Annotated in this window: 18 protein-coding genes and 1 pseudogene; 11 read left to right on the forward strand and 8 right to left on the reverse strand. The window is 42.6% G+C overall.

The features are described 5' to 3' along the window. Positions 1-75: 75 nt before the first annotated feature. The 4 genes and pseudogenes from ACFG4S_RS21215 to psbD all read right to left on the reverse strand — a co-directional run bounded on the left by ACFG4S_RS21215 (position 76) and on the right by psbD (position 3618). Positions 76-738 (reverse strand): hypothetical protein, encoded by a 663-nt coding sequence (locus ACFG4S_RS21215; protein WP_392530990.1) that lies wholly within the window; start codon positions 736-738, stop codon positions 76-78. 40 nt (positions 739-778) lie between these two features. Beyond that, positions 779-997: pseudogene (locus ACFG4S_RS21220) on the reverse strand (DUF29 domain-containing protein); the annotation flags it as partial. 190 nt (positions 998-1187) lie between these two features. Next, positions 1188-2579 carry a photosystem II reaction center protein CP43 gene (psbC, locus tag ACFG4S_RS21225; RefSeq protein ID WP_392530991.1) on the reverse strand — a complete coding sequence of 464 codons (1392 nt, stop codon included), beginning with the start codon at positions 2577-2579 and terminating at the stop codon, positions 1188-1190. Then, entirely contained in the window at positions 2563-3618 is a 1056-nt protein-coding gene (psbD, locus tag ACFG4S_RS21230) for a photosystem II D2 protein (photosystem q(a) protein) (RefSeq protein ID WP_392530992.1), read from the reverse strand. Before psbD ends, psbC begins: the two co-directional genes overlap by 17 nt. Before the next feature lie 567 nt (positions 3619-4185). Between psbD and ACFG4S_RS21235 the strand changes: the two genes are divergently transcribed. The 4 genes from ACFG4S_RS21235 to ACFG4S_RS21250 all read left to right on the forward strand — a co-directional run bounded on the left by ACFG4S_RS21235 (position 4186) and on the right by ACFG4S_RS21250 (position 8512). Continuing rightward, a complete protein-coding gene (locus ACFG4S_RS21235; protein ID WP_392530993.1) occupies positions 4186-4755 on the forward strand; it encodes a photosystem I assembly protein Ycf4 in 570 nt (189 codons plus the stop codon). Between the two features lie 299 nt (positions 4756-5054). Then, positions 5055-5867 (forward strand): peptidylprolyl isomerase, encoded by an 813-nt coding sequence (locus ACFG4S_RS21240; RefSeq protein WP_392530994.1) that lies wholly within the window; start codon positions 5055-5057, stop codon positions 5865-5867. 95 nt (positions 5868-5962) lie between these two features. Continuing rightward, complete coding sequence (locus tag ACFG4S_RS21245; RefSeq protein ID WP_392530995.1) at positions 5963-7081, forward strand: beta-ketoacyl-ACP synthase; 1119 nt, start codon at positions 5963-5965, stop codon at positions 7079-7081. Between the two features lie 141 nt (positions 7082-7222). Continuing rightward, entirely contained in the window at positions 7223-8512 is a 1290-nt protein-coding gene (locus tag ACFG4S_RS21250) for a Glu/Leu/Phe/Val dehydrogenase (RefSeq protein ID WP_392530996.1), read from the forward strand. Positions 8513-8662: 150 nt separating this feature from the next. Here the strand turns inward: ACFG4S_RS21250 and ACFG4S_RS21255 are convergent, their stop codons facing one another. Continuing rightward, positions 8663-9499, reverse strand: coding sequence for an SWIM zinc finger family protein (locus tag ACFG4S_RS21255; protein ID WP_392530997.1), 837 nt, complete (start codon positions 9497-9499; stop codon positions 8663-8665). Between the two features lie 98 nt (positions 9500-9597). Next, the gene (locus ACFG4S_RS21260; protein WP_392530998.1) at positions 9598-12840 is read right to left on the reverse strand and encodes a DEAD/DEAH box helicase; all 3243 of its coding nucleotides are present in this window, start codon (positions 12838-12840) and stop codon (positions 9598-9600) included. A gap of 143 nt (positions 12841-12983) precedes the next feature. Here ACFG4S_RS21260 and ACFG4S_RS21265 point away from each other — a divergent pair, with 143 nt between their 5' ends. Beyond that, the gene (locus tag ACFG4S_RS21265; protein WP_392530999.1) at positions 12984-13526 is read left to right on the forward strand and encodes a GNAT family N-acetyltransferase; all 543 of its coding nucleotides are present in this window, start codon (positions 12984-12986) and stop codon (positions 13524-13526) included. Positions 13527-13679: 153 nt separating this feature from the next. Continuing rightward, entirely contained in the window at positions 13680-15836 is a 2157-nt protein-coding gene (locus ACFG4S_RS21270; protein WP_392531000.1) for a polyribonucleotide nucleotidyltransferase, read from the forward strand. A 170-nt stretch (positions 15837-16006) separates the two neighbouring features. Here ACFG4S_RS21270 and ACFG4S_RS21275 read toward each other — a convergent pair whose 3' ends face one another. Continuing rightward, the gene (locus ACFG4S_RS21275) at positions 16007-16297 is read right to left on the reverse strand and encodes a helix-turn-helix domain-containing protein (protein WP_392531001.1); all 291 of its coding nucleotides are present in this window, start codon (positions 16295-16297) and stop codon (positions 16007-16009) included. 384 nt (positions 16298-16681) lie between these two features. Between ACFG4S_RS21275 and ACFG4S_RS21280 the strand changes: the two genes are divergently transcribed. From ACFG4S_RS21280 to ACFG4S_RS21300, 5 genes are all read left to right on the forward strand, one after another. Then, on the forward strand, positions 16682-17056 hold the full coding sequence (locus ACFG4S_RS21280) for a class I SAM-dependent DNA methyltransferase (protein WP_392536046.1): 375 nt from the start codon (positions 16682-16684) through the stop codon (positions 17054-17056). Positions 17057-17296: 240 nt separating this feature from the next. Beyond that, positions 17297-18634 (forward strand): 5-histidylcysteine sulfoxide synthase, encoded by a 1338-nt coding sequence (gene ovoA, locus ACFG4S_RS21285; protein WP_392531002.1) that lies wholly within the window; start codon positions 17297-17299, stop codon positions 18632-18634. 1116 nt (positions 18635-19750) lie between these two features. Then, the gene (locus ACFG4S_RS21290) at positions 19751-20254 is read left to right on the forward strand and encodes a hypothetical protein (protein ID WP_392531003.1); all 504 of its coding nucleotides are present in this window, start codon (positions 19751-19753) and stop codon (positions 20252-20254) included. 35 nt (positions 20255-20289) lie between these two features. Continuing rightward, on the forward strand, positions 20290-21135 hold the full coding sequence (locus tag ACFG4S_RS21295; RefSeq protein ID WP_392531004.1) for a DMT family transporter: 846 nt from the start codon (positions 20290-20292) through the stop codon (positions 21133-21135). Positions 21136-21227: 92 nt separating this feature from the next. Then, the gene (locus ACFG4S_RS21300; RefSeq protein WP_392531005.1) at positions 21228-21710 is read left to right on the forward strand and encodes an SET domain-containing protein; all 483 of its coding nucleotides are present in this window, start codon (positions 21228-21230) and stop codon (positions 21708-21710) included. A gap of 347 nt (positions 21711-22057) precedes the next feature. Here ACFG4S_RS21300 and ilvC read toward each other — a convergent pair whose 3' ends face one another. Continuing rightward, the gene (gene ilvC, locus ACFG4S_RS21305) at positions 22058-23053 is read right to left on the reverse strand and encodes a ketol-acid reductoisomerase (protein ID WP_392531006.1); all 996 of its coding nucleotides are present in this window, start codon (positions 23051-23053) and stop codon (positions 22058-22060) included. Positions 23054-23185 lie beyond the last annotated feature (132 nt).

Consider the following 23185-nt stretch of genomic DNA (forward strand, 5'->3'; position numbering starts at 1 on the left):
CGGTGGGTTTTGTCTGTGTAGCTGCGACTTATAGTCGTCCAAGGTAGTAACAAATTAGACTTTACAAACATCTACTTAGCCTTTCTGCAATTTTTTAATTTCTGCTTGCACATCGATTGCAATTTGCAATGATTGATTTAGGATTTGAGCATATTCGCCTGCTTTACTACTAACTTCTAAGGCTTGGAGACTGGCTAAATTATTGACAAATAACTCTTGGTTATTAGCAAGCAATTTTTTATTATCTCGCAAAATTCGTTCTGTTTTCAAAGCGCGAACTAAATCTTCTCTAATAAGTTGCAGGGCCGCAGTGACTTTATCTCGGTCATGGATACTACTTTCTACGTTCCCTGATGCTGCCAATTGGTCATTAATATCGATAGCACCAACCAGGTCATGATATTTATCAACTTCATCTAAAAGTATTGTCAGTCCTTCGGGACAGGTTAATTGTCGCCACAGCCATCGCCCCACCAATATCGGCATTGGCACTAAAATTAGTAAAAGAATTCCAAATTTAATTGAAGAGCCAATTGTTGGTAGAATAACAAACAAATAAATAAAGCCAACAATTATTGGCGTTAGCACCAGCGTCACCAGCATTTCATTAATCAAAAACCCTAATCGCTTCTTCCTATCTCGCAAAACAGAGGGACGAAAAACGTCTTCTGGATCGAACCCAGTCAAACGTCTCAGTTCCCCCTTACTAATTTCCAACCCTATTAAGTCCGGCTGCACGGCTGCATACTCCTATGGAAACCCCTGTTGCGTATTCATTTTAATCGGGTTTAACGTCACGATTGTGGTTATATTCAGGAAACCAGTTTTCATCTAAAATTTGCTCTAAAGAGCCAATGGGTATGAAGGGAAATATGTCAATGAAAAGTTGAGAGCGATCGCTTGCTTCTGCCCTTGCTTCTTGGTAACACGCATCAAAAATTTCTAAGATGTAAGGCTTAAGACTAGGACTATCTTTGAGTTGATCCTTTGCTTGACGTAGAAGCAATAATCCCGTTTGTGGAGGTCAGTTACCATATACACTAAGTATTTGTTAGGTATTTTTATTGTAATATTAAGGACAGATAGTAATGTTGGAGCAATCATCTGTTTTTCCATAAAAAAAGCCCTTGCTTTTATGCAAGAGCCTATAAACGATTGATTGTCAGTGATGAGATAAATCTTGCAACCTAGTCTAGGTCGTTCATGAACATTACTGGTTCAGTATCACGATTGATACCCTTCTCAAAACCACCAGCCGCAGCCCGTGCGCGACCAGCATGCCACAAATGACCAACTAGGAAGAAGAATCCTAGTACGAAGTGAGAAGTCGCCAACCACGCGCGAGGAGATACGTAGTTGAAGGAATTAATTTCAGTAGCCACACCACCCACGGAGTTCAGAGAACCCAAAGGAGCGTGGGTCATGTATTCAGCAGCACGACGAGCTTGCCAAGGCTGAATATCATTCTTGATTTTGTCTAGGTCTAGACCATTAGGACCACGCAGAGGCTCTAGCCAAGGACCACGGAAATCCCAGAAGCGCATGGTTTCACCACCGAAGATGATTTCACCTGTTGGAGAGCGCATCAGGTATTTACCCAAACCTGTGGGACCTTGTGCAGAACCAACGTTAGCACCCAAGCGTTGGTCACGGATCAAGAAGGTCATAGCTTGAGCCTGAGAAGCTTCAGGACCAGTAGGACCGTAGAATTCGCTGGGATAAACAGTGTTGTTAAACCAAACGAAGATAGAGGCAATGAAGCCCATCAAGGAAAGAGCGCCCAAGCTATAGGAGAGGTAAGCCTCACCAGACCAGATGGATGCACGACGCGACCAAGCAAAAGGCTTGGTGAAGATGTGCCAGATACCGCCAGCAATTAAGATAAAGGCAATCCAGATGTGACCACCGACAACATCTTCTAAGTTATTGACGCTGACAATCCAGCCTTCGCCACCGAAGGGAGACTTGATCAGATAACCGAAGATGACTGCTGGGTTCAGTGTTGGGTTAGTGATAACCCGAACATCACCACCGCCTGGTGCCCACGTATCATATAAACCACCAAAGAACATTGCCTTCAGAACTAACAGCAATGCACCGAATCCCAAAATAATCAAGTGGAACCCGATGATGTTGGTCATCTTGTTTTTGTCTTTCCAGTCGTAACCAAAGAATGAAGAATATTCTTCTAAGGTTTCTGGACCACGAACGGCATGATAAATACCGCCAAAGCCCAAGACTGCTGAGGAAATTAGGTGGAGTACACCGACAACAAAGTAGGGGAAGGTGTCGATGACTTCACCACCAGGACCAACACCCCAACCCTGGGTGGCAAGGTGAGGTAGCAGGATAAAGCCCTGCTCGTACATCGGTTTTTCGGGAATGAAGTGAGCGACTTCAAACAAAGTCATCGCTCCAGCCCAAAATACAATCAAACCTGCGTGGGCAACATGAGCGCCCAGAAGTTTACCAGACAGATTAATTAAACGGGCGTTACCAGACCACCAGGCAAAGCCGGTAGATTCTTGGTCGCGTCCAGAGCCGCCTAAAATAGTTGGTCTATTAGAGAGCGTTACCACGTGGTAATACCTCCTCAGGGAATACAAATTGTTCGTGGATTTGATCTTGAGGAGCCATCCAAGCGCGGATACCCTCGTTAAGCAAAATGTTTTTGGTATAGAAAGTTTCAAACTCTGGGTCTTCCGCCGCCCGCAATTCTTGGGAGACGAAATCATAAGCCCGCAGGTTGAGTGCCAAGCCGACAATACCGACTGCTGCCATCCACAAACCTGTAACTGGCACAAACAACATGAAGAAGTGCAACCAGCGCTTGTTTGAGAAAGCAATACCGAAAATCTGTGACCAGAAACGGTTTGCAGTCACCATTGAATAGGTTTCTTCTGATTGGGTAGGATTGAATGCTCGGAAGGTGTTAGCACCTTCTCCGTCTTCAAACAGGGTGTTTTCTACGGTGGCTCCGTGAATCGCACACAATAGCGCACCACCCAATACTCCTGCTACCCCCATCATGTGGAAGGGGTTGAGGGTGAAGTTATGGAACCCTTGCACAAACAGAATAAACCGGAAGATTCCCGCTACACCAAAGCTGGGTGCAAAGAACCAAGATGATTGTCCCAACGGGTACATCAGGAATACACTGACGAATACCGCAATCGGGGCTGAAAATGCCAATGCGTTGTAAGGACGAATCCCTACTAGCCGAGCAATTTCAAATTGCCGCAACATGAACCCGATCAAACCGAAGGCTCCGTGGAGGGCGACAAATGGCCACAATCCTCCTAATTGGAACCAACGGGTGAGGTCGCCTTGAGCTTCTGGTCCCCACAACAGCAATAGCGAGTGTCCTAAACTGTCTGCGGGGGTGGATACTGCCACTGTTAAGAAGTTACACCCTTCTAGGTACGAGGAGGCTAATCCGTGGGTGTACCAGGAGGTGACGAAGGTTGTGCCGGTCAGCCAACCGCCTAGTGCTAGGAAGGCGCAGGGAAATAGTAGTATCCCTGACCAACCTACGAATACGAAGCGATCGCGCTTGAGCCAGTCGTCTAGAACGTCAAACCACCCTCTACTGGGCGCGCGTCCAACTGCGATGGTCATCGGACTAAAATCCTCTTTTTTTACTAAAATTGCAACGTTTTTGAACCAGCGCCGCCTTAAAGGTTTACTTTATTTAACGACTGCCGTGAGGAATTAACGTTTTTTTGACAATCTCAATTGCTTTTAAGCAATTGAGATTCTGAGTATTTGCTGTCTAGTGAAGTCAGCATTTTTCAGTGTGTATACCACTACACGTACCACTGGCTAGTAATGTAGCTTGTGGTAACTTAATGATTCTTAACTTATCACATTAGCTCGGTTTTAGGCCGGACACACGGAAGCGAATCAGGTATTGAACACGAATGTATATTAATAATATCAATATCAGAATTTTTACAATTTGACACAAGTTTTCTCAGAAATCTAAATAATTGGGATTGAGGATTGAGGATTAGGCATTAGGCATTAGAGATTGGAAAATTCTTTCCCAGTCTCCAGCGATGCACTGAGCTTGTCGTTGGCGCAGCCTCTCGCACAGAAGTATCCCGAGTCCCTAATCCAGTTGCAATATATCCCGATTCAATGGCAGACTTTTAAAGAGAGTATCTCACAGGTCAAGGTAGTTAAATGACGGCATCAACAACGATTAACAAAGGCGATCGCCTCCTGCATCAAAACGTTCTCGGTTCTCGTCGGTTCAGTAACTACTCGTGGGCAACTATCGTTACCTTGGGAGCAACGGGCTTTTTACTGGCTGGTATATCCAGTTATCTAAAAATTAATTTACTCGTAGTTAGCGATCCAACTCAACTGATATTCGTTCCCCAAGGACTAGTAATGGGGTTATATGGCACCGCTGGATTGCTACTAGCCACATACCTGTGGTTAGTAATTTTATGGGATGTAGGGGGCGGTTACAACGAATTTAATCAAGAAACTAGCACAATCAAAATATTTCGTTGGGGATTTCCTGGCAAAAACCGCCGAATTGAAATTGACGGCAGGATAGAAGACGTACAATCTGTACGAATAGCCGTCAAAGAAGGTCTTAATCCCCGTCGTGCCCTCTATCTACGCGTTAAGGGTCGCCGAGATATACCCTTAACACGGGTAGGACAACCTTTATCCTTAACAGAGTTGGAAACAGAAGGTGCAAAGTTAGCCCGCTTTTTAGGAGTATCCCTAGAAGGACTTTAAGGAATTGGGGACTGGGGACTGGGGACTGGGAACTGGGGAATGGGGACAAATCAATTCAAAATTCAAAATGACGCTCTCTACGAGACGCTAAAAGCGTAGCTTGCAACTCTTACAGAGTACGCGGACTCGCTAACACTGCGCTAACAAAATTCAAGCATTTTAGAACTCCTGCGTTCTGCCTTCTGCCTCCTTTTTCCCAATGCCCAATTACCAGTCGCAAGTACCCAATTCCCCAGTCCCCAATCCCCAGTAATACCCATCAAAACGATAAGATACTCTAGTTGAATCAGTAACTAGTAATGCGGTTGAAAATTTCACAATTTTTGCTTTCTTTTGCGATCGCTAGTGCCTTGATGTTGGGAGCATGTTCGACACAGCAAGTCGCTTCTAATGCTTCTTCTCCAACATCCACAGCTACGTCGACCACCAGTGAGGGAACCATCAAGACAACTACTGAAGCAACATCTGTATCTCAAACTACTAATGAGAACATTCCTGGAATCACAGATTTACCACGGCTCGAAGGCAAGGCGACTGTGGTGCTTACAGTTAAAGGCTCACCGATTACGATCGAAGTAGACGGCACTAATGCTCCAATTACGGCTGGTAATTTTGTAGATTTAGTGCAAAAGGGCGTGTATAACGGCTTATCTTTCCATCGAGTTGAGCGCGGAACTGAGGAAAAACCCCAACCTTTTGTAGTTCAAGGGGGCGATCCCCAAAGCAAAGATCCGAAATTTCCGGCAGAACAACTGGGAACAGGTAGTTATATTGACCCAAAAACAGGAAATATTCGCTACATACCTTTAGAAATCAAGCCAAAAGGTTCAGATACACCGATTTACAATAAACCATTTGATGCTACTGCTCAACCCGTCGTATTGCCCCATAAGCAAGGTGCGGTGGCAATGGCACGATCTGAACAACCTGACTCCGCTTCTTCTCAGTTTTACTTTGCTTTAGCCGATATAGGATTTTTGGATGGTAACTACGCCGTATTTGGCTATGTCACTAAAGGCTTTGATGTGGTTAACAAAATTCAGCGAGGCGATCGCATTGACTCTGCTAAAGTTACCCAAGGTGCAGAAAATCTGAAAATACCCGGGAAATGACGGAGTAAGGGAGATAAGGGAGTAAGGGAGCAAACAAACGATTATTATTCCTCCTCATCCTCCTCATCCCCCTCATCCCCCCAAATTAGAAAGTCGTGAAGGTTCTTGTCACTGGTATTGGTCTAGTTTCCGCTTTGGGTGGAAGCTTAGAGGGTAGTTGGCAAAATTTGCTAGCAGGTAAATCTGGAATTCGATTACGTCAACCATTTCTAGAACTTACACCACTTCCTCTAGGTTTGATTGGTCAACAACCAGCTGAGTTGACGATGCTAACTGAGCTGGTTGTTACTTCTGCTTTGCAAGATGCTGGCTTAGTTCCACCTTTAGCTGATTGTGCTGTAATCATTGGATCGAGTCGATCTTATCAGGCGTCTTTGGAAGCCATAGCACGTGTCAGAGCGTCCTCTTTAGAAAATTGGCTGAATATATTGCCTCACATGAATGCGATCGCAGCTGCGCGACAAATTAGTGCATCTGGGATAGTGTTAGCACCAATGGCAGCTTGTGCTACAGGAATTTGGTCTATTGCTCAAGCAGCTTTACTTATAAAAACTGGGGAATGTCAACAAGCGATCGCTGGCGCAGTGGAAGCACCAATTACACCCCTGACTTTAGCAGGGTTTCAGCAGATGGGTGCTTTGGCAAAAACTGGAGCTTATCCTTTTGATTTGCACCGTGAAGGCTTGGTGTTGGGCGAAGGCGCCGCTGTGTTTGTCTTAGAATCAGCAGAGTTGGCAAAGCAGCGTCAAGCAAAAGTCTATGGTGAAATTCTTGGTTTCGGCTTAACTAACGATGCATATCATAGCAATTCACCGGAACCTGAGGGAAAAAGTGCGATCGCCGCGATCGAACAATGTCTAGAACGTAGTTGTCTATCAATAACGGATATCGATTATATTCATGCTCATGGCACAGCTACCCAGCTAAACGACCGAATGGAGAGTATGGTAATCCAACGTTTGTTTCCCCAAGGCGTGCCGATTAGTTCCACCAAGGGAAGTTCCGGTCATACACTAGGAGCATCAGGAGCCTTAGGCGTGGCTTTTTCTCTAATGGCTCTAAAGGATCAAATATTACCGCCTTGTGTGGGATTGCAGCAACCAGAGTTTGATTTGGACTTTGTGAGAGCAGCACGTGTCAGTAAAATTCGCCAGGTCTTGTGTTTGGGTTTCGGCTTTGGTGGGCAGAATGCAGCGATCGCCTTAACAAGGTAAAAAATTGTTATTTTAATAACATAGTAGAAAATATAAAACTGTAACAAAAACTACAAAATTCCTATTTTCTCAAAAAAAAGGATAAGCTAGGCAATATATGACATCCGGTTCGCAAAGATACCGTGATTAGGAGAAAATTTTATGACTTTAACATCTGTTTTGCCGTTGGAAGCAGCTTCTCCAGCGCATATTTGTCCATTCGATCAAGCTTGTAGTTATCTAGAGGCCGCAGCTAAGGAATTAAGGTTAGACCAAGGATTGTTGGAAATTCTTAGCCATCCGCGTAAAGTTGTCACAGTTTCTATACCAGTCAAACTAGATAATGGGGAAATACAAGTTCTTGCTGGACATCGGGTGCAGCATTCCGATGTCTTAGGTCCTTACAAAGGTGGAACTCGTTACCACCCAGCTGTGACACTGCGGGAAGTATCAGCCCTAGCAATGCTGATGACCTGGAAATGTGCATTGTTAGGTATTCCTTACGGTGGTGGTAAAGGAGGTATTGCCATAGATCCAAAACGCTATAGTGTTGGCGAATTAGAGCGGATCACCCGTCGTTATATGAGCGAGTTGATTAAAGATATTGGGCCTGCTGTAGATATTCCTGCACCAGACATGGGTACTTCAGCCCGTGAGATGGCTTGGATGATGGATACTTATTCTGTGAATGTCGGTCATGCTGTACCAGGTGTTGTGACTGGCAAGCCGCTTTCCATTGGTGGTTCTTTGGGACGGGAAATGGCCACCGGACGCGGTGTAATGATTATTGTCCGTGAGACGCTAGCAGACCAAGGTAAATCTTTGGCGGGAGTGCGAGTAGTTATTCAGGGCTTCGGTAACGTTGGCAGTGCCGCAGCTGAATTACTATACGAAGCTGGAGCGAAAATTATAGCTGTTTCCACGGGTGCAGGAGGAGTATTTTCCGAATTCGGTCTTGATATTCCCAAGTTAAAAGCTTATGCCGCAGAGAATCGCAAGAGTATTGCGGGTTTTCCAGAAGCAGTAGCAATTAGTAATGCAGATTTATTAACTTTACCCTGCGATGTCTTGATACCAGCTGCTTTGGAGAACCAAATCACTGAAGAAAATGTAAATCAAATACAAGCGCAGATTGTTGCAGAAGCGGCTAATGGTCCGGTTACTCTTGAGGCTAGCTTGGCGTTAGAAGCGCGGGGTGTGATAGTGCTACCAGATATTTTGGCTAATGCTGGTGGCGTAGTAGTGAGTTATTTAGAGTGGGTGCAGGGTCTTTCCTACCTATTTTGGGATGAAGAACGCGTTAATAGGGAAATGGAACATTTGATGGTACAGGCTTACCGCCATGTGATTCAGCAGTCGCAGAAGCGGCAAATCTCTTTAAGGTTAGCAGCTTACACTCTAGGAGTAGGTAGAGTTGCCCAAGCGCTGACTGACAGGGGTCTTTATCCTTGAGATTTTAGGTATGGGGCAAAAGAGTGCTGTTAGCGATAGCGGGGCGTTTAGCCCGTGTTGAGTGCTGAGTTAGGAGTTTTGTTTATCTCCTTGTCCCCCTCCCATGTCTTCCCCGCCCCTATGCCTCTATGCCCTATACCTACGAAATCATCAACTTGCTCCCACATTCATCGCTGCCATAAAAGCTTTTTGGCTGACATCTCTGTAAACTTTATTCAAAGAGTTCATTACCAAATCACTGGAAGTTGGATTTACTGCGTTTTCCTCTTCCTTTGCTAGGGGAACTGAGCCCAATACATCTAATATCGTCTCACTACTGGAGGGTGTAATCACTACCAAGGATGACTCTAGCGGCTCATGATATTGCCAGAAAGAGTCAATTTTTACCAAGTATTTACTATGAGGAGGTGACTGTTGAATATCGGGCGTTTCTGAGATATCGGCTTCAATTTTTTGACTCCGTAACTGCCGTAAATCGCTGATAATTTGCTCTTTGGTGCGTCCGCGTAATTGAAATAGTACAAATGGATCTTCGCTGAAGCGATCGCCTAACTGATAATATATTGCACCAATATGTTTACAGGGATTTGCTTTATCAGGACAAGAGCATTGACTCTGGACATCACCAAGAGTAAAAGGAAATATCGAAAGACCATTAGCCGTAAAGACTTCTTCGATATTTTGTGGCATTTCTCCTGCTAAAAGTTTGGCAGCAAAAATTGCCCTTTGGGACATGGTTTCAATGACATAACCCCACTGCTCATCGCTAAAAGGTTCAAGAGAAAGGGAAACTTTATAAGGTTCTACTTCACTACCTTGTACCCTAGCCAATACTTTTGCACCTTTAAACTCAATGCTCAAAACGTTTCCCTGACGAGCATAGTTTCTCGCACGTTCCAAACGCTTTTTAAAACGATATGAATCTAGCAAATCTAGCCATTGTTGTGACCACCATTCTCGACTTGCTTGTAATGTGTAATTAGTCATAATCAATTCAAAAACTTAGTAGTCTGTATCATTAATTTTATGAGTTCGTAGTGAGCGCTTTAGCCCTCAAATCAAGGACTAAAGTCCTGACTACGAACTTATTCTGTATCGTCGTCAATTACAGCACTGCGGTCAAGTAATAGTAAGTTGCGAAGTTGGTCTGTATCCATTTCAGTTAACCATTCTTCACCTGCACCTACAACTTGTTCAGCTAGTTGTTTTTTACTTTCAATCATGTCATGAATTTTTTCTTCTAAAGTGCCAGTACAAACAAATTTATGTACTTGCACATTCCGGGTTTGACCAATCCGAAATACTCTATCTGTCGCTTGATTTTCCACGGCTGGATTCCACCATCTATCAAAGTGGAATACATGATTTGCTCGTGTTAAATTCAATCCTACTCCACCTGCTTTTAGGGAAAGAATCATAATCGGTGGCCCTTGGGGATCGTGTTGGAAACGGTCGATCATTTCCTCCCGTTGTTTTTTGCTTGTGCTGCCATATAAAAAGAATATTTCTCGGCCAAGCTGTTTTTCTAAATGAGGTTTAAGTAATTTACCCCACTCAGCAAATTGGGTAAAGATTAAAGCTCTATCGCTTTCTGCTAAAACTTCTTCTAACATTTCTTCTAGCCGCAGAAGTTTAGCGGAATGATGTTGCTCTAATGTCCCTTGTTTCAAGTATTGGGCTGGGTGATTGCAGATTTGTTTGAGTTTAATTAGTAAAGCTAAAATCATCCCTCGACGTTGCAATCCTTCAGCAGATTCTATCTCTACTAAAGATTGCTCTACAACTTGTTGATAAAGTGCAGCTTGTTCGCCAGTCAGACCGCAAAATACGGTCATTTCTTGCTTATCTGGTAAGTCTTGAATGATGTCGCGATCGCTTTTCAATCGCCGCAGTATAAATGGCTGAACTAATGAACGTAATTGAGTCAAAGAAGCCGTATCACCATACTTTTCTATTGGCATGGCAAACCGACGCTGGAAAAATTGCTTATTGCCTAAATAGCCAGGATTGAGAAAATCTAAAATAGACCATAACTCTTGGAGTCTATTTTCCACTGGTGTCCCGGTTAAAGCAATGCGAAATGTCGCTGATAATTGGCGAACAGCTTTTGACTGCTTCGCCTCTGGATTTTTCACATTTTGGGCTTCATCTAAAACAATTATCTGCCAAGAAATACTTTGTAATGACTTGATATCTCGATGAAGAAGTGAGTAGCTAGTGACGATGAGATCGTGATTTTTAACAGATTCTAAAAACGCTTTACCTTTTGGGCGTTTATCACCGTGATATTGCGAAATTTTCAGGCTTGGTGCAAATTTATTGACTTCCCTTTCCCAGTTGCCTAAAACCGAAGTTGGACAAACTAACAGTGTTGGATTTTCTAGTGCATCCTGTTCTTTAAGATGTAACAAAAAAGCGATGAACTGCACGGTTTTACCGAGTCCCATATCGTCGGCGAGACACGCGCCTAAGCCCCAACGTTCCAAGAAGGATAGCCAAGCAGCACCACGTTCTTGATAAGGTCGCAACTGTCCTTTAAAGCCTGTTGGTGTGGGTAAAGGTGCGATCGCCTGATTATTGTTCAACGCCCCAATCAACTCTTGCAATGCCCCAGATGCATCAAAGCTAACCACTGGTAACTTTTCAATTGCTTGGGTATCCCCTGTACTCAAACGCAAAGCATCTTCCAGAGAAAGCGCCATTTGGTCTTTGCGAGTGGTAAAAAATGTTTGGGCTGTCTTAATATCTTGGGGTCGCAATTCCACCCACTCACCGTTAATTTCTACTAGGGGACTATTTAAAGCCACAAGTTTATCAAACTCGGCTTTGGAAATAGTTTGTCCACCAATTGCCAATTGCCATTGGAAATTCAACAGACTTTGCAACCCTAAGCGTCCTTGTTTTGTCTTTGGAGTTTCCGCTGTAATTTTTAAACCCAAACGATTCGCCCATCCTTCACGGTTCGCTAAACTGGGAGGCAAAATTACTCCCAAACCACTGTCTTCCAGCCTCCAGGCTACAGCTTTGATAAACTCATAAGCTTGGATGGGCGTAAGACGAGAAGATTGAGGATATTCCGTTTCAAAACTGGGTGCGATCGCTGGATATAATCTGGAAGCTACGCCCAACCCTCGCAAAAATGTTTCTTGTGGTTGGTCAATTGTCCGATTTTCATACACCAATCGTTCAACTGGATTGTTCCAAATAGTTGCTGCATCGACCAAAAACTCAGCATTGTCAGCCGCTTGCAGGAAATATGCCAATGTCCAATCGGTTTCACCAGACTCAGGAGAACGCAACTGAAAGCAGGTACGAAAGAGAGTTTTAAGAGTTAATTGGTATTGTAGCGGCATTGTCCAAGCCTTGAGTGCGGCTTCTAGTCTTTCTACTTCAATTGCATCTGCATTGACTGTACCTGATGCAGTAGTTAAACCTTGTAACCATTTTTGCACCGCAGTTGGTAAAGATGCGATTGCCTTAGCTTCAATTGGCGGTTGAGAACCGAACAGCGATCGCACTTGGGCATCTATCGTACTGTTGAGAAATCCCAGTAACAATTCTTGAGGTTCAGATGGTAAGTCTACATAAAGTAGGGATTGGGAAAATTCCTCCCCAGTCCCCAATTTCTCCTGATAAGTCCGACAAACCAAAGGCATGTTCTCAGAAAATTTTTCTAGGCGAGTTCCATCTACAGCACTGTCTAGAAGTACTTCCCATTTAGCAACAAATGCACCGTCTGATTGTCGGTCAATGGTTGGTAAAAACTTACACCGCGAGATTAAATCTAAACTCCAGCGGGAAACCTGCGACCAAAAGCGTAAATCGCCTCCTAAAAAAGCATCTTCTCCTTTAGCAGCATTTAAGGGAACAGCAGCCAGAAATTTTGCTGCTTCGCTGGGGTTGAGACAAAAACCCTCAACTCGCCAGGGTTGTAAATATTGCGGCGAGTCTTCTTCTAGCCCCAAGCTGGCAGAATGTACGGGGAAAATTCCTGCTGTTCCTTTGCTACTGCCTTCTGGGATATAAGTTGGTAGGGCAATGATTTGGGAGTCAGTGGGGAAAACGATCTCAGTATTACTGGCGGCTTTGCGCGTTCGCCCAGTTGTTGCTACAGCAATTTGGGGCTGCTGGATGAAGTTGGCAATTGGCATATTCTGGAAACGCAACCACTCGCTTAACTCCATTGATGTCATTGCCAATGGATGTAGTGGTATGTCTCCAGATTCACTCGACTCTAAATTCACTCGCGGCGATCGCCAAGTTTCCCCCCAAATAAATAAACAACCATTCTCATTTTTTAGTAACCAATTACCGTGTAAAATCGCCATTTTCTAACTGCTCAAATCTCGTAAACTTAAATAATTTCAATCTCTAGTATTTTACTGTTTAAATTTTTGCCATAAGAATATTTATCAGGCAAATATTACATTATAATTAAGGGCTAATAATTCATGATTCAACATTATTAATAATGAATTTTCCTTTGGTTAAAGTTTTAAAAAATGGACTAAAAGTCGAACTAGATTATATGCATTCTCAAGAGGAGGAGGTGGTAAGAGGAATACTAAATAATGTGATTGTTGAAGGTAAAACTTATCCCCAAATACAACCTTTATCTCAATCAGAATTTTCAGCTTACTGGTTGAGCAAAGATGCCTTTGTTGTCAGGACATCAGAAGATGGTACACATAAGACAAAAGAAATATTCGGGGCATTTTATTTAAAGCCAAACTTTCCCGGTCGATGTAGCCATATTTGCAACGCTGGTTTTATTGTACAAGCTGGTTTACGGGGTCAGGGTATAGGGCGGTTTATGGGAGAGGCGATGCTGTTGATAGCAGCAAACCTTGGCTACGAGGCTGTAATGTTCAATTTGGTCTTTGAAACTAATATACCTTCAATTACACTTTGGCAGTCTTTAGGATTTGAAATCGTTGGGCGCATTCCTGGTGCTGCAATACTAGAAAATTACCATATGGTAGATGCGTTGATCTTTTATCGCACTTTACATTAAACGACGCCAATCGATCCCGTTAACTGATGACTGATGACTGTTAACCGTCAACAGTCATCAGTTAACTTTGTATGTACCACAAGTCAGCCATAGGGCATAAATGTTAGGATTGCCACAGAAAGAGAATAGCGAAAGAGAAGGGAAAAAAACTGAATGGCAGAAGTTGATAAGTCAATATCCTTCGATGGAAGGGATATTCGACTGAAAGTAGGCCTACTAGCTCCCCAGGCAGGTGGGTCGGTTTTGATAGAATCAGGGGATACATCCGTTTTAGTGACGGCTACGCGATCGCAAGCCAGAGAAGGTATTGATTTTCTTCCCCTTACAGTAGATTACGAAGAAAGGCTATATGCCGCTGGTCGGATTCCTGGAGGAATCATGCGCCGAGAAGGTCGTCCACCAGAAAAAACAATTCTTACCAGCCGTCTGATAGATCGTCCCCTGCGTCCTCTGTTTCCATCATGGTTGCGCGATGACCTACAAATTATCGCTTTAACGCTATCAATGGACGAGTTAGTACCGCCTGATGTCCTAGCAGTAACAGGTGCTTCCATCGCCACTCTCATTGCCCAAATTCCTTTTAATGGGCCAATGGCAGCAGTAAGAGTTGGTTTAGTCGGAGATGATTTCATTATTAACCCTACTTATGCAGAAATTGAAGCAGGAGACTTAGATCTGGTAGTAGCGGGTTCACCATATGGTGTGATCATGGTGGAAGCGGGAGCCAATCAGTTGCCCGAGCGAGATATTATCGAGGCAATTGACTTTGGTTATGAAGCGGTACGGGACTTAATCAAAGCGCAGCAAGATTTAGTCGCAGAACTCGGTCTAGTAATAGTGCAAGAAGCACCACCAGAAGTAGACCAGACGCTGGAAAATTATATCCGCGATCGCGCCAGTGGTCAGATTAAGAAAATCTTGTCACAATTTGAATTCACCAAACCCGAACGCGATGCAGCTTTAGATGTCGTCAAGGATGAAATTGCCACGACCATCGCCGACCTACCACAAGAAGACCCAATTCGAGTTGCTGCAACTGCAAATAGCAAAGCACTTGGTAACACTTTTAAAGATATTACCAAACACTTTATGCGGCGACAAATCATCGAAGATAACGTCCGAGTTGATGGTCGCAAACTTGATGAAGTGCGTCCAGTTTCTTGTCAAGTCGAGGTATTACCAAAGCGAGTCCACGGCAGCGGTTTATTTAATCGGGGACTAACTCAGGTATTATCCACTTGTACTCTAGGTACACCTGGGGATGCTCAAAACCTCAACGATGACATGCAACTAGATCAGCAAAAGCGCTACTTGCACCATTACAACTTCCCTCCCTTCTCAGTCGGGGAAACTAAGCCACTGCGTACTCCAGGAAGGCGTGAAATTGGTCATGGGGCATTGGCAGAGCGATCGCTGTTGCCTGTGCTACCAACAAAAGAACAATTCCCTTATGTAATTCGCGTTGTCTCCGAAGTACTTTCTTCCAATGGTTCCACCTCAATGGGTTCAGTCTGCGGTTCCACCCTCGCCCTTATGGATGCAGGTGTACCAATTCTCAAACCCGTCAGTGGCGCAGCAATGGGTCTGATTAAGGAAGGAGACGAAGTGCGAGTCCTCACTGACATTCAGGGGATTGAAGACTTTTTAGGCGATATGGACTTCAAAGTTGCTGGGACGGATACCGGGATTACCGCCTTGCAAATGGATATGAAAATCCCTGGTTTGTCTTTGGAAGTTATTTCGCAAGCCGTCCACCAAGCCAAATCAGCCCGGTTGCACATTTTAGAGAAAATGCTCGCTTGCATCGATGTGCCACGTACCGAAACTTCGCCCTATGCTCCACGTTTGTTAACGATCAAGATTGATTCAGATATGATTGGTCTGGTCATTGGTCCTGGAGGCAAGACTATTAAGGGCATCACAGAGGAAACTGGTGCAAAAATTGACATTGAAGATGACGGCACCGTGACAATTTCGGCTGTGGATGAGAGCAAGGCCAAGAAAGCACGTAATATCATTCAAGGCATGACCCGAAAACTGCACGAAGGTGATGTCTATGCAGGACGGGTAACTCGGATTATACCAATAGGTGCATTTGTGGAATTCCTGCCTGGAAAAGAAGGCATGATCCACATTTCTCAACTAGCTGACTACCGCGTTGGCAAAGTTGAGGATGAAGTAGCGGTGGGCGATGAAGTGATTATCAAAGTGCGCGAAATTGATAACAAAGGTCGGATTAATCTCACCCGGTTGGGTATCCACCCAGATCAAGCAGCAGCAGCACGAGAAGCTGCGGCGGTAAATCGTTAAATCGATTTGGGATTTTAGATTAGATTAAATCTAAAATCCGCGATGCCTATTGTGAAGGCATCGCCGTATGCTTCTCTAAATTAGTTGCACGACATTCATAACAGACATTAATCGAAATCAAATTAATAAAACTTAGTTCTAATAATCCTGAAGAAGCAATAAATCCCTCACTACAAACGCTTATTCAGACTAACTCTTAATAGACATCTCCGAAAATGAATGTAGAGACGTAGCATTGCTATGTCTCTATATTCATTTCTGGAGATCTTTAATGTTTCTGATGGCAACTCACCGAACATTTCTTTGTAATCTCTGCAAAAATGTCCAGTGCTGCAAAATCCCCATTGGTGGGCTACCTGCATCACCGTTGTTATTTTAGGATCAGCATCTCTTAAAGTGCGGCGTACTCCATTCATGCGTTGAATTTTCAGATAAGCGATCGGACTTAATACATCGAACAAGTAATACCAATTCTTTATGAAGCTGCATAGAATTCGATCCCCCCTAACCCCCCTTATTAAGGCTACGGTATATACACAAGTCGAATTACCCCCCTTAATCCCCCCGATATATTGGGGGGAAACCGGAAAATCTAGTTCCCTCCCCAATACATACGGGGAGGGTTAGGGTGGGGTAAAACCCTGATTAATCAGCTATTTCAGACTTGTGTATACACCGTAGCTTATTAAGGGGGGAACCAAAAAAATATCTATCAAAGTCCCCCTTTTGAAGGGGGATTTAGGGCGATCGAGATATCTGCAACTTCACATTAAATTGGTATAAGAGGAAAATACGATAATTGGGTATCATTTTACGATCAGGAACATTATGATAACGGTTGGACGATTTTACTCAAGCATGTTGCTTACACTTTAATATCGTATTTAAAAAAAGACGATCTGATTTTAGATTTTGGATGTGGTACAGGGTTATTAGGTCGAGAACTCAGTTATTACGGTTCAAAAAACCTCCAAGGTCTCGATATTAGCCAACAGTCTTTAGACATATTAAAAGACCTAGATATATACAATGCTTTGCATCTTGAAGAGTTGGGTAACACTCTTTCTTTTGCTGATAATACGTTTAATGCTTTAGTATCAACTGGAGTTTTTACTCGCAACCAAGTTCCTTTAGAAAGCTTTCAAGAACTGATTCGGATTCTCAAGCCAGGTGGTATTTTTGCTGTTGTTCTCAGAGTAGAAGATGATGGCTTATTATAACCCTATCAAAAATTATTGTGCAATGAAGATATGGCAAGAAGTTTTAAAAACAAGAATTAGTGTGTTAAAAAGCTGTAACCATGAACTAGTGATTTTGCAAAAGCAGAATATTTCGTAGATGAAATTAAGGTAAGGTAAGGTAAGGTAAAGAAACCTAACACTCTCCGTCTCTGGTGTTAGGTTTAACACACCCTATAATTAATTAGTTTCGTCGTCCCATAACAGCAATTTAGTCACACCATGAATAATCTACAATCTGCTCAACCTCCAAAACTTGATAGTTGCAATAACCAAGTTATCCTCGATTACTTTGAGAATGCTTGGGAACTGGAAGATATTTTATTGAAAAGTCTGGTTAGGGAAGAGACATTTTATCTAAATCCCGATCCTTTGAGAAATCCTCTAATTTTTTATCTAGGACATTCAGCTGTTTTTTACATCAATAAATTAATCCGGGTGGGATTATTAAAAAACCGCATCAATCCCGACTATGAAATTTTGTTTGAAATTGGAGTAGATCCAGAAAAACCTGAGGAATTGAATGAAGCGATCGCTCATTTGGAATGGCCGCAAGTTGCACAGACTTGGGAGTATCGAGAACAAGCATATTCAGTAATTTCCGAACTGATTCAAACTACCCCAATTACTCTGCCAATTCATTCCACTCATCCCCTTTGGGCTTTAATGATGGGGATAGAACACCAGCGTATTCACATTGAAACCACGTCGATGTTAATTCGCCAACTGCCAATAGAGAGAGTGAAACGTCCCCAAAATTGGCAATATGCCCCTTTTAATGGTTACACTCCTGAGAACGAAATGATCGAAGTTGCTGGTGGGGTAGTAAAACTCGGAAAAGCCTTTGATGACTCGACTTATGGATGGGATATTGATTATGGCGATCGCACTGTGGAAGTTGGATCTTTTTTCGCCAGTAAATATCTGATTACCAATGCCGATTTTATCTATTTTGTCAAGGCTGGTGGTTACGAAAATCAAAACTATTGGGATGAAGAATCTTGGAATTGGAAAACTCGATACAATATTCAACAGCCCAAATTTTGGCTACATGAGAATGGTAGCTATAAATATCGAGCCATGTTTGATGAAATTGACTTACCCCTCGATTGGCCTGTGGAAGTTAATCATTACGAAGCAATGGCTTATTGTCGTTGGCAAGGTAAAGATAATCGTTTAATGAGTGAAGCCGAGTACCATTTAGCTACTTATGGTAATAGTTCATTAGATGATGTAGAAAATTATAATGTCAATTTCAAATTTGGCTCACCTAGCCCCGTCGGCATGTTAGAAACAGCCAAAAGTTATTCTGGATTGTACGATTTGCGCGGTAATGTTTGGGAATGGTTAAGTGAGAATTTAAACCCTCTTACAGGATATCAACCTCATTTTCTTTATGAAGATAATTCTGCCATCTTTTTTGATGATAAACATCAGATGATGTTAGGCGGATGTTGGATAACTAATGGTACAGAAGCCTTAAAATATTATCGCAACTGGTTCCGTCCCAATTTTTATCAACACGCTGGTTTTCGGATTGTTCAAGATATCAAAGATTAACAGAATATGCCGAAGTCACATACCATAGGAATCTGATTTTGGAAAACTTATTTGCGTAGGAAGGCAATAGGCTCACTGAATGTTTTGCCTATTTTTATATTTGGATATGATATTACTCAACTATAGCAGTTCTTGCTTGGGTGAAATACAGGCGCTCGTAGGGTTACAGCATTGCGGTGCTACTAGTATGTATCGTCAGGTATTGCATCCAAACGAGAAGCGCTATATGTGTATGGTGGGTTATGGGCAATGCTTATAACCTAGAATACCAATTCAGTAATCCTAGAAGAACTTCTCCCCCAATCTCTCGACCTTGGCGTCAGATTGCCGTTAGGCAAGCCCAGAGGGGAGTTTTGCTGCACCTTAGTAGTGCCGTTAATTAAAAAAAATTAAAAATAAAAAAATTAAAAATGAGGACAACGTAAGCGTTTCGTTGATTTGGAATGCGTTGTTTATTTACACCGTGCTGTACTAGTAGGGAAGGAGGCTGGGGGGTTAGGTTAGGTTTTTGATTACTGAATCGATGCTCTAGAAGGTCAATCCTCCTACGAATAAGCCGTAAATTATGTTTCTTGTGAGCGTTATAAAATAGAAGTAGAGCGACGCAAATAAAGCTAACTGGTGGGAATGATCATTCGTTATTTGTACTTGATAATTTGTAACGGTTTCAGGTGTATTTATCTTTTATAAGATAAGTTTGTTTATTCTTGCCGATTTATTTTTAACTATTAAATTGTCTATTAGCGATGACACAGAAAACATAACACAACTAAAAAATTATGATTTGGGCAAATTAGGCAGTAAATTAAGTTTTGTGTGTACAAAGTGATTGAGGAGGTAGAACAGCAGTTAAAAGCAGATGAGCCAGATGTACTTGAAGGCACACAAGTAGATGGAGTAGAAAGTCTTGGATAGTCTAACTTGTTGCTGCGGACATTGACACAAGTTAAACCAGGAAAACATCTTCAGATTTAACGCATTCTGCGGAAGATTTTTACAGCTCCCCTGCTGCGAGAAGGAATTATAAATCCTATTGATACTGAAAGTACTGAAGGCTAATTTGGCAATTTTTGTTCAATAAATTATTTGAAATAGCAATACTTAAAATAGGCATCCATGAATTATAGTCTCATCGCCCAAGCGGCAGAATCTGCATCAAAAACCACCGTAGTACCACCACCTCAGACTTTACCAACTGGCGCACAAATTAGCTCTTTTTTCTATACATTTGGTGCATCTATAGTTGTTGCTTTTGTACTTTACATATTACTGTTCTGTATACTGCGAGCGTTTCTTCGCCGCACAGAAAAAGATGTAGTTCAAATATATGAAAACTGCTGTAATGATATAATTTTTATTTGTCCAGGATTTTTAGCGATCGCAAATCCTAAACTTAACACAGCGAATGATACAATTTGGATTGAATTAATGCGAACTTCCTTTACTTTTAAATTGTCATGTAGAAAAATACATAAAATTATGAAAATCGGATTAGTAGAACTTCCCGAACTAAAAATCATAAATTCTGGAGGCACTAACTGTACGCAACAAAGCCAATATTCTTTATGCGATCGCATTCTCTATGGATGTAAAGAAACATTATTCAATCAATTAGTTTAATGGAAAATAAAAATACTTTACATTTAAAAGGAATAATGCTGCTTATCCTTGTCAATGTAATTAGCGCTACAACTTTTCCATTAACTAAAGACATCGTTACTGACCTTTCGCCAAGTACATTGATTGCCAGTCGTTTTGTCATAGCAGCAGGGGTTTTTACCCTAAATTTACGTAATATTAATGCACTTTTAGTTCGTGATGGTATATTACTAGGGCTTTTGCTTTTCTTTTTCTTAGCTATAGAAACAATTGCACTCAAGACTATACCAGCAAATCGGGCGGCATTCATTGGCAGTTTGAACGCCCTCATCGTCCCCCTGCTGGGATGGCTGAGTGGTCAGCGCGTACCTTTGAAAACTTTCCTAGCTGCTGGAGTAGCTGTGATTGGTATTGGTGTGATGTTTTGGGAAGGGGGAGAACTAGCTATTGGCGATTTATTGATGTTCGTTGATGCTTTTGTCTATGCAGCTTACATACTTTTCCTAGAGCGAGTCGCCTCTCGTCACCCCACTTTAACGCTCACTAGTGTTCAACTTTTGTTCATTGCAACGATAGGGGTACTCTGGAGTAACACACAAATCTTTAACCAGTTTGAGGTAATTCGCCAGCACTGGGGAGCGATTTTCTACTTAGGGCTGTTGGCGACTGCTGCTGTTATCTGGCTTCAAACAATGGCACAGCAATGGGTTTCATCTGACGAAGCTGCTTTACTTTTTACACTTGAGCCATTGTTCGCCACAATTTTCTCGTTTTGGCTACTTGGCGAACATCTGGGAATACGCGGTCTAATTGGCGCGATTCTTGTCTTAGTTGCTCTGCTTCTAAGTCAAAGCTCTCAAAAGATTGAGCCGGAAGCAAAAGTTGAGGTACAAAGCGGTTAACGGACTGTTACCTCGAAAGTGAAATTTAACTAAGCCAAGTTTGAAATTTGGAAGCCGCAAGAAATTTAAACAAACATAGTGGGTCTTTATCTATGACTACAATAGAGTCAATTTCAGCTGTAAAGCTCAATTCTCATGTGACAATTCAGGAAACAGCAAAAGGACGAGGAGTTTTTGCTAGCAAAAAATTTGCCCAAGGGGAAACTGTCGTAGTGGGTATTGCCATTGAAGCAGTTCCCGAACGAACAAGTCATTCCGTTCAGATGGATTTTAATTTGCATATCAACCTAGATGAACCTGCTATTGTCATTAACCATTCTTGCGAGCCAAATACAGGGATAAGGAACAATCAGTTTGGGGGATATGACTTCGTTGCTTTGGGCGATATCGAAGTAGGTGAGGAACTTAGTTGGGACTACGAAACCACTGAATATGAATCAATTTCTGTTTCCCGGTGCTTGTGCGGATCTCTATCTTGTCGAGGGAAAACATTAGGATTCAAATTCCGCGAACAAATGTTGCGTGATACTTATGGAGAGTACATTGCAGATTATCTCAAAACTCAAAGCAAATGATGTTTGCTGATTTTAGCCGATGGGTGTGTCAATAGACGACTTCATGGTTATATACTCCAAAGAAGCTTGTAGTATTCTTTAACAAGAGAGGCAGTATTTCTGAGAGCCGTTTAAGAGAGACGAATATTGCCCTCAGCAAGACTGCGGCGATCGCAAGCCCATAGGATAAACGGCTATACACCTAAAACTATCCTTACAGCTATTTTCAAATAAATAGCTGTAAGGATAATTGTAGATTGAGTGTCCGATTGCAAAACCCAACATTCAATGTTAATTGTGGAGTTACCAGAAGTCAATTCGCTTTTAGGCTAGTGTTGCTCCAATAGCAGTTCAACTCACCCTTTTGCTTAAACTTTTTTCAACCAGCTAAACATAGCGCGTAAATCTTTACCGACTTCTTCAATTTTGTGTTCAGCTTCTTTGCGACGCAAGGCGGTAAATCCTGGTTTACCAGCTTGATTTTCCAGAACGAATTCTCGTGCAAATTGTCCAGATTGAATTTCGCTGAGAATCTTCTGCATTTCCGCTTTAGTTTGTTCGGTAACAATCCGCGGCCCACGGGTATAATCTCCATATTCAGCGGTGTTAGAAATGCTGTCGCGCATTTTAGCTAAACCGCCTTCTACAACCAAGTCAACAATTAGCTTGACTTCATGCAGACATTCAAAATAAGCCAATTCTGGTTGATAACCAGCTTCTACCAAAGTTTCAAATCCGGCTTTGATTAAAGCACTCAAACCACCGCACAATACCGCCTGTTCGCCAAATAAATCTGTTTCGGTTTCTTCACGGAAAGTAGTTTCGAGAACACCAGCGCGAGTACCACCGATACCTTTAGCATAAGACATGGCGCGATCGCGTGCCTGACCACTGGCATCTTGATAAACTGCAAACAGCGCTGGTACACCTTCACCACTTTCATAAGTCCGGCGTACCAAATGCCCCGGACCTTTTGGTGCAACCATCACCACATCTACATTAGCCGGTGGTACAACTTGCCCAAAGTGAATATTGAAACCGTGAGCAAAAGCTAAGACATTTCCTTCTTCTAAATTGGGTTCAATCTCGTTTTTGTAAATCGTTTTTTGGACTTCATCAGGTAACAAAATCATGATGAAGTCAGCAGCATTAGCAGCATCTGCGACATTCTTCACAGTTAACCCAGCTGCTTGGGCTTTTGCAACTGACTTACTACCCGGATATAGTCCCACAATCACATTCAAACCACTATCTTTGAGATTGAGAGCGTGGGCATGACCTTGGGAACCATAGCCAATGATAGCAATAGTTTTTCCAGCCAAAAGGTCTAAATTGGCATCTTCGTCATAATACATCCGGGCCATAGAAGCATCTCCTGTCAGCAAGCATCGTCATTAATTGGCAGACTTACGATTGTACCTCAAATTGAGTAACCAGAGATGAACTGTCAATCATTGAATTTATTTCTTTGAACTCAGGGGAACAAGGGGAATAAC

Source organism: Nostoc sp. C117 (genome assembly GCF_043099735.1).
Taxonomy (GTDB): domain Bacteria; phylum Cyanobacteriota; class Cyanobacteriia; order Cyanobacteriales; family Nostocaceae; genus Nostoc.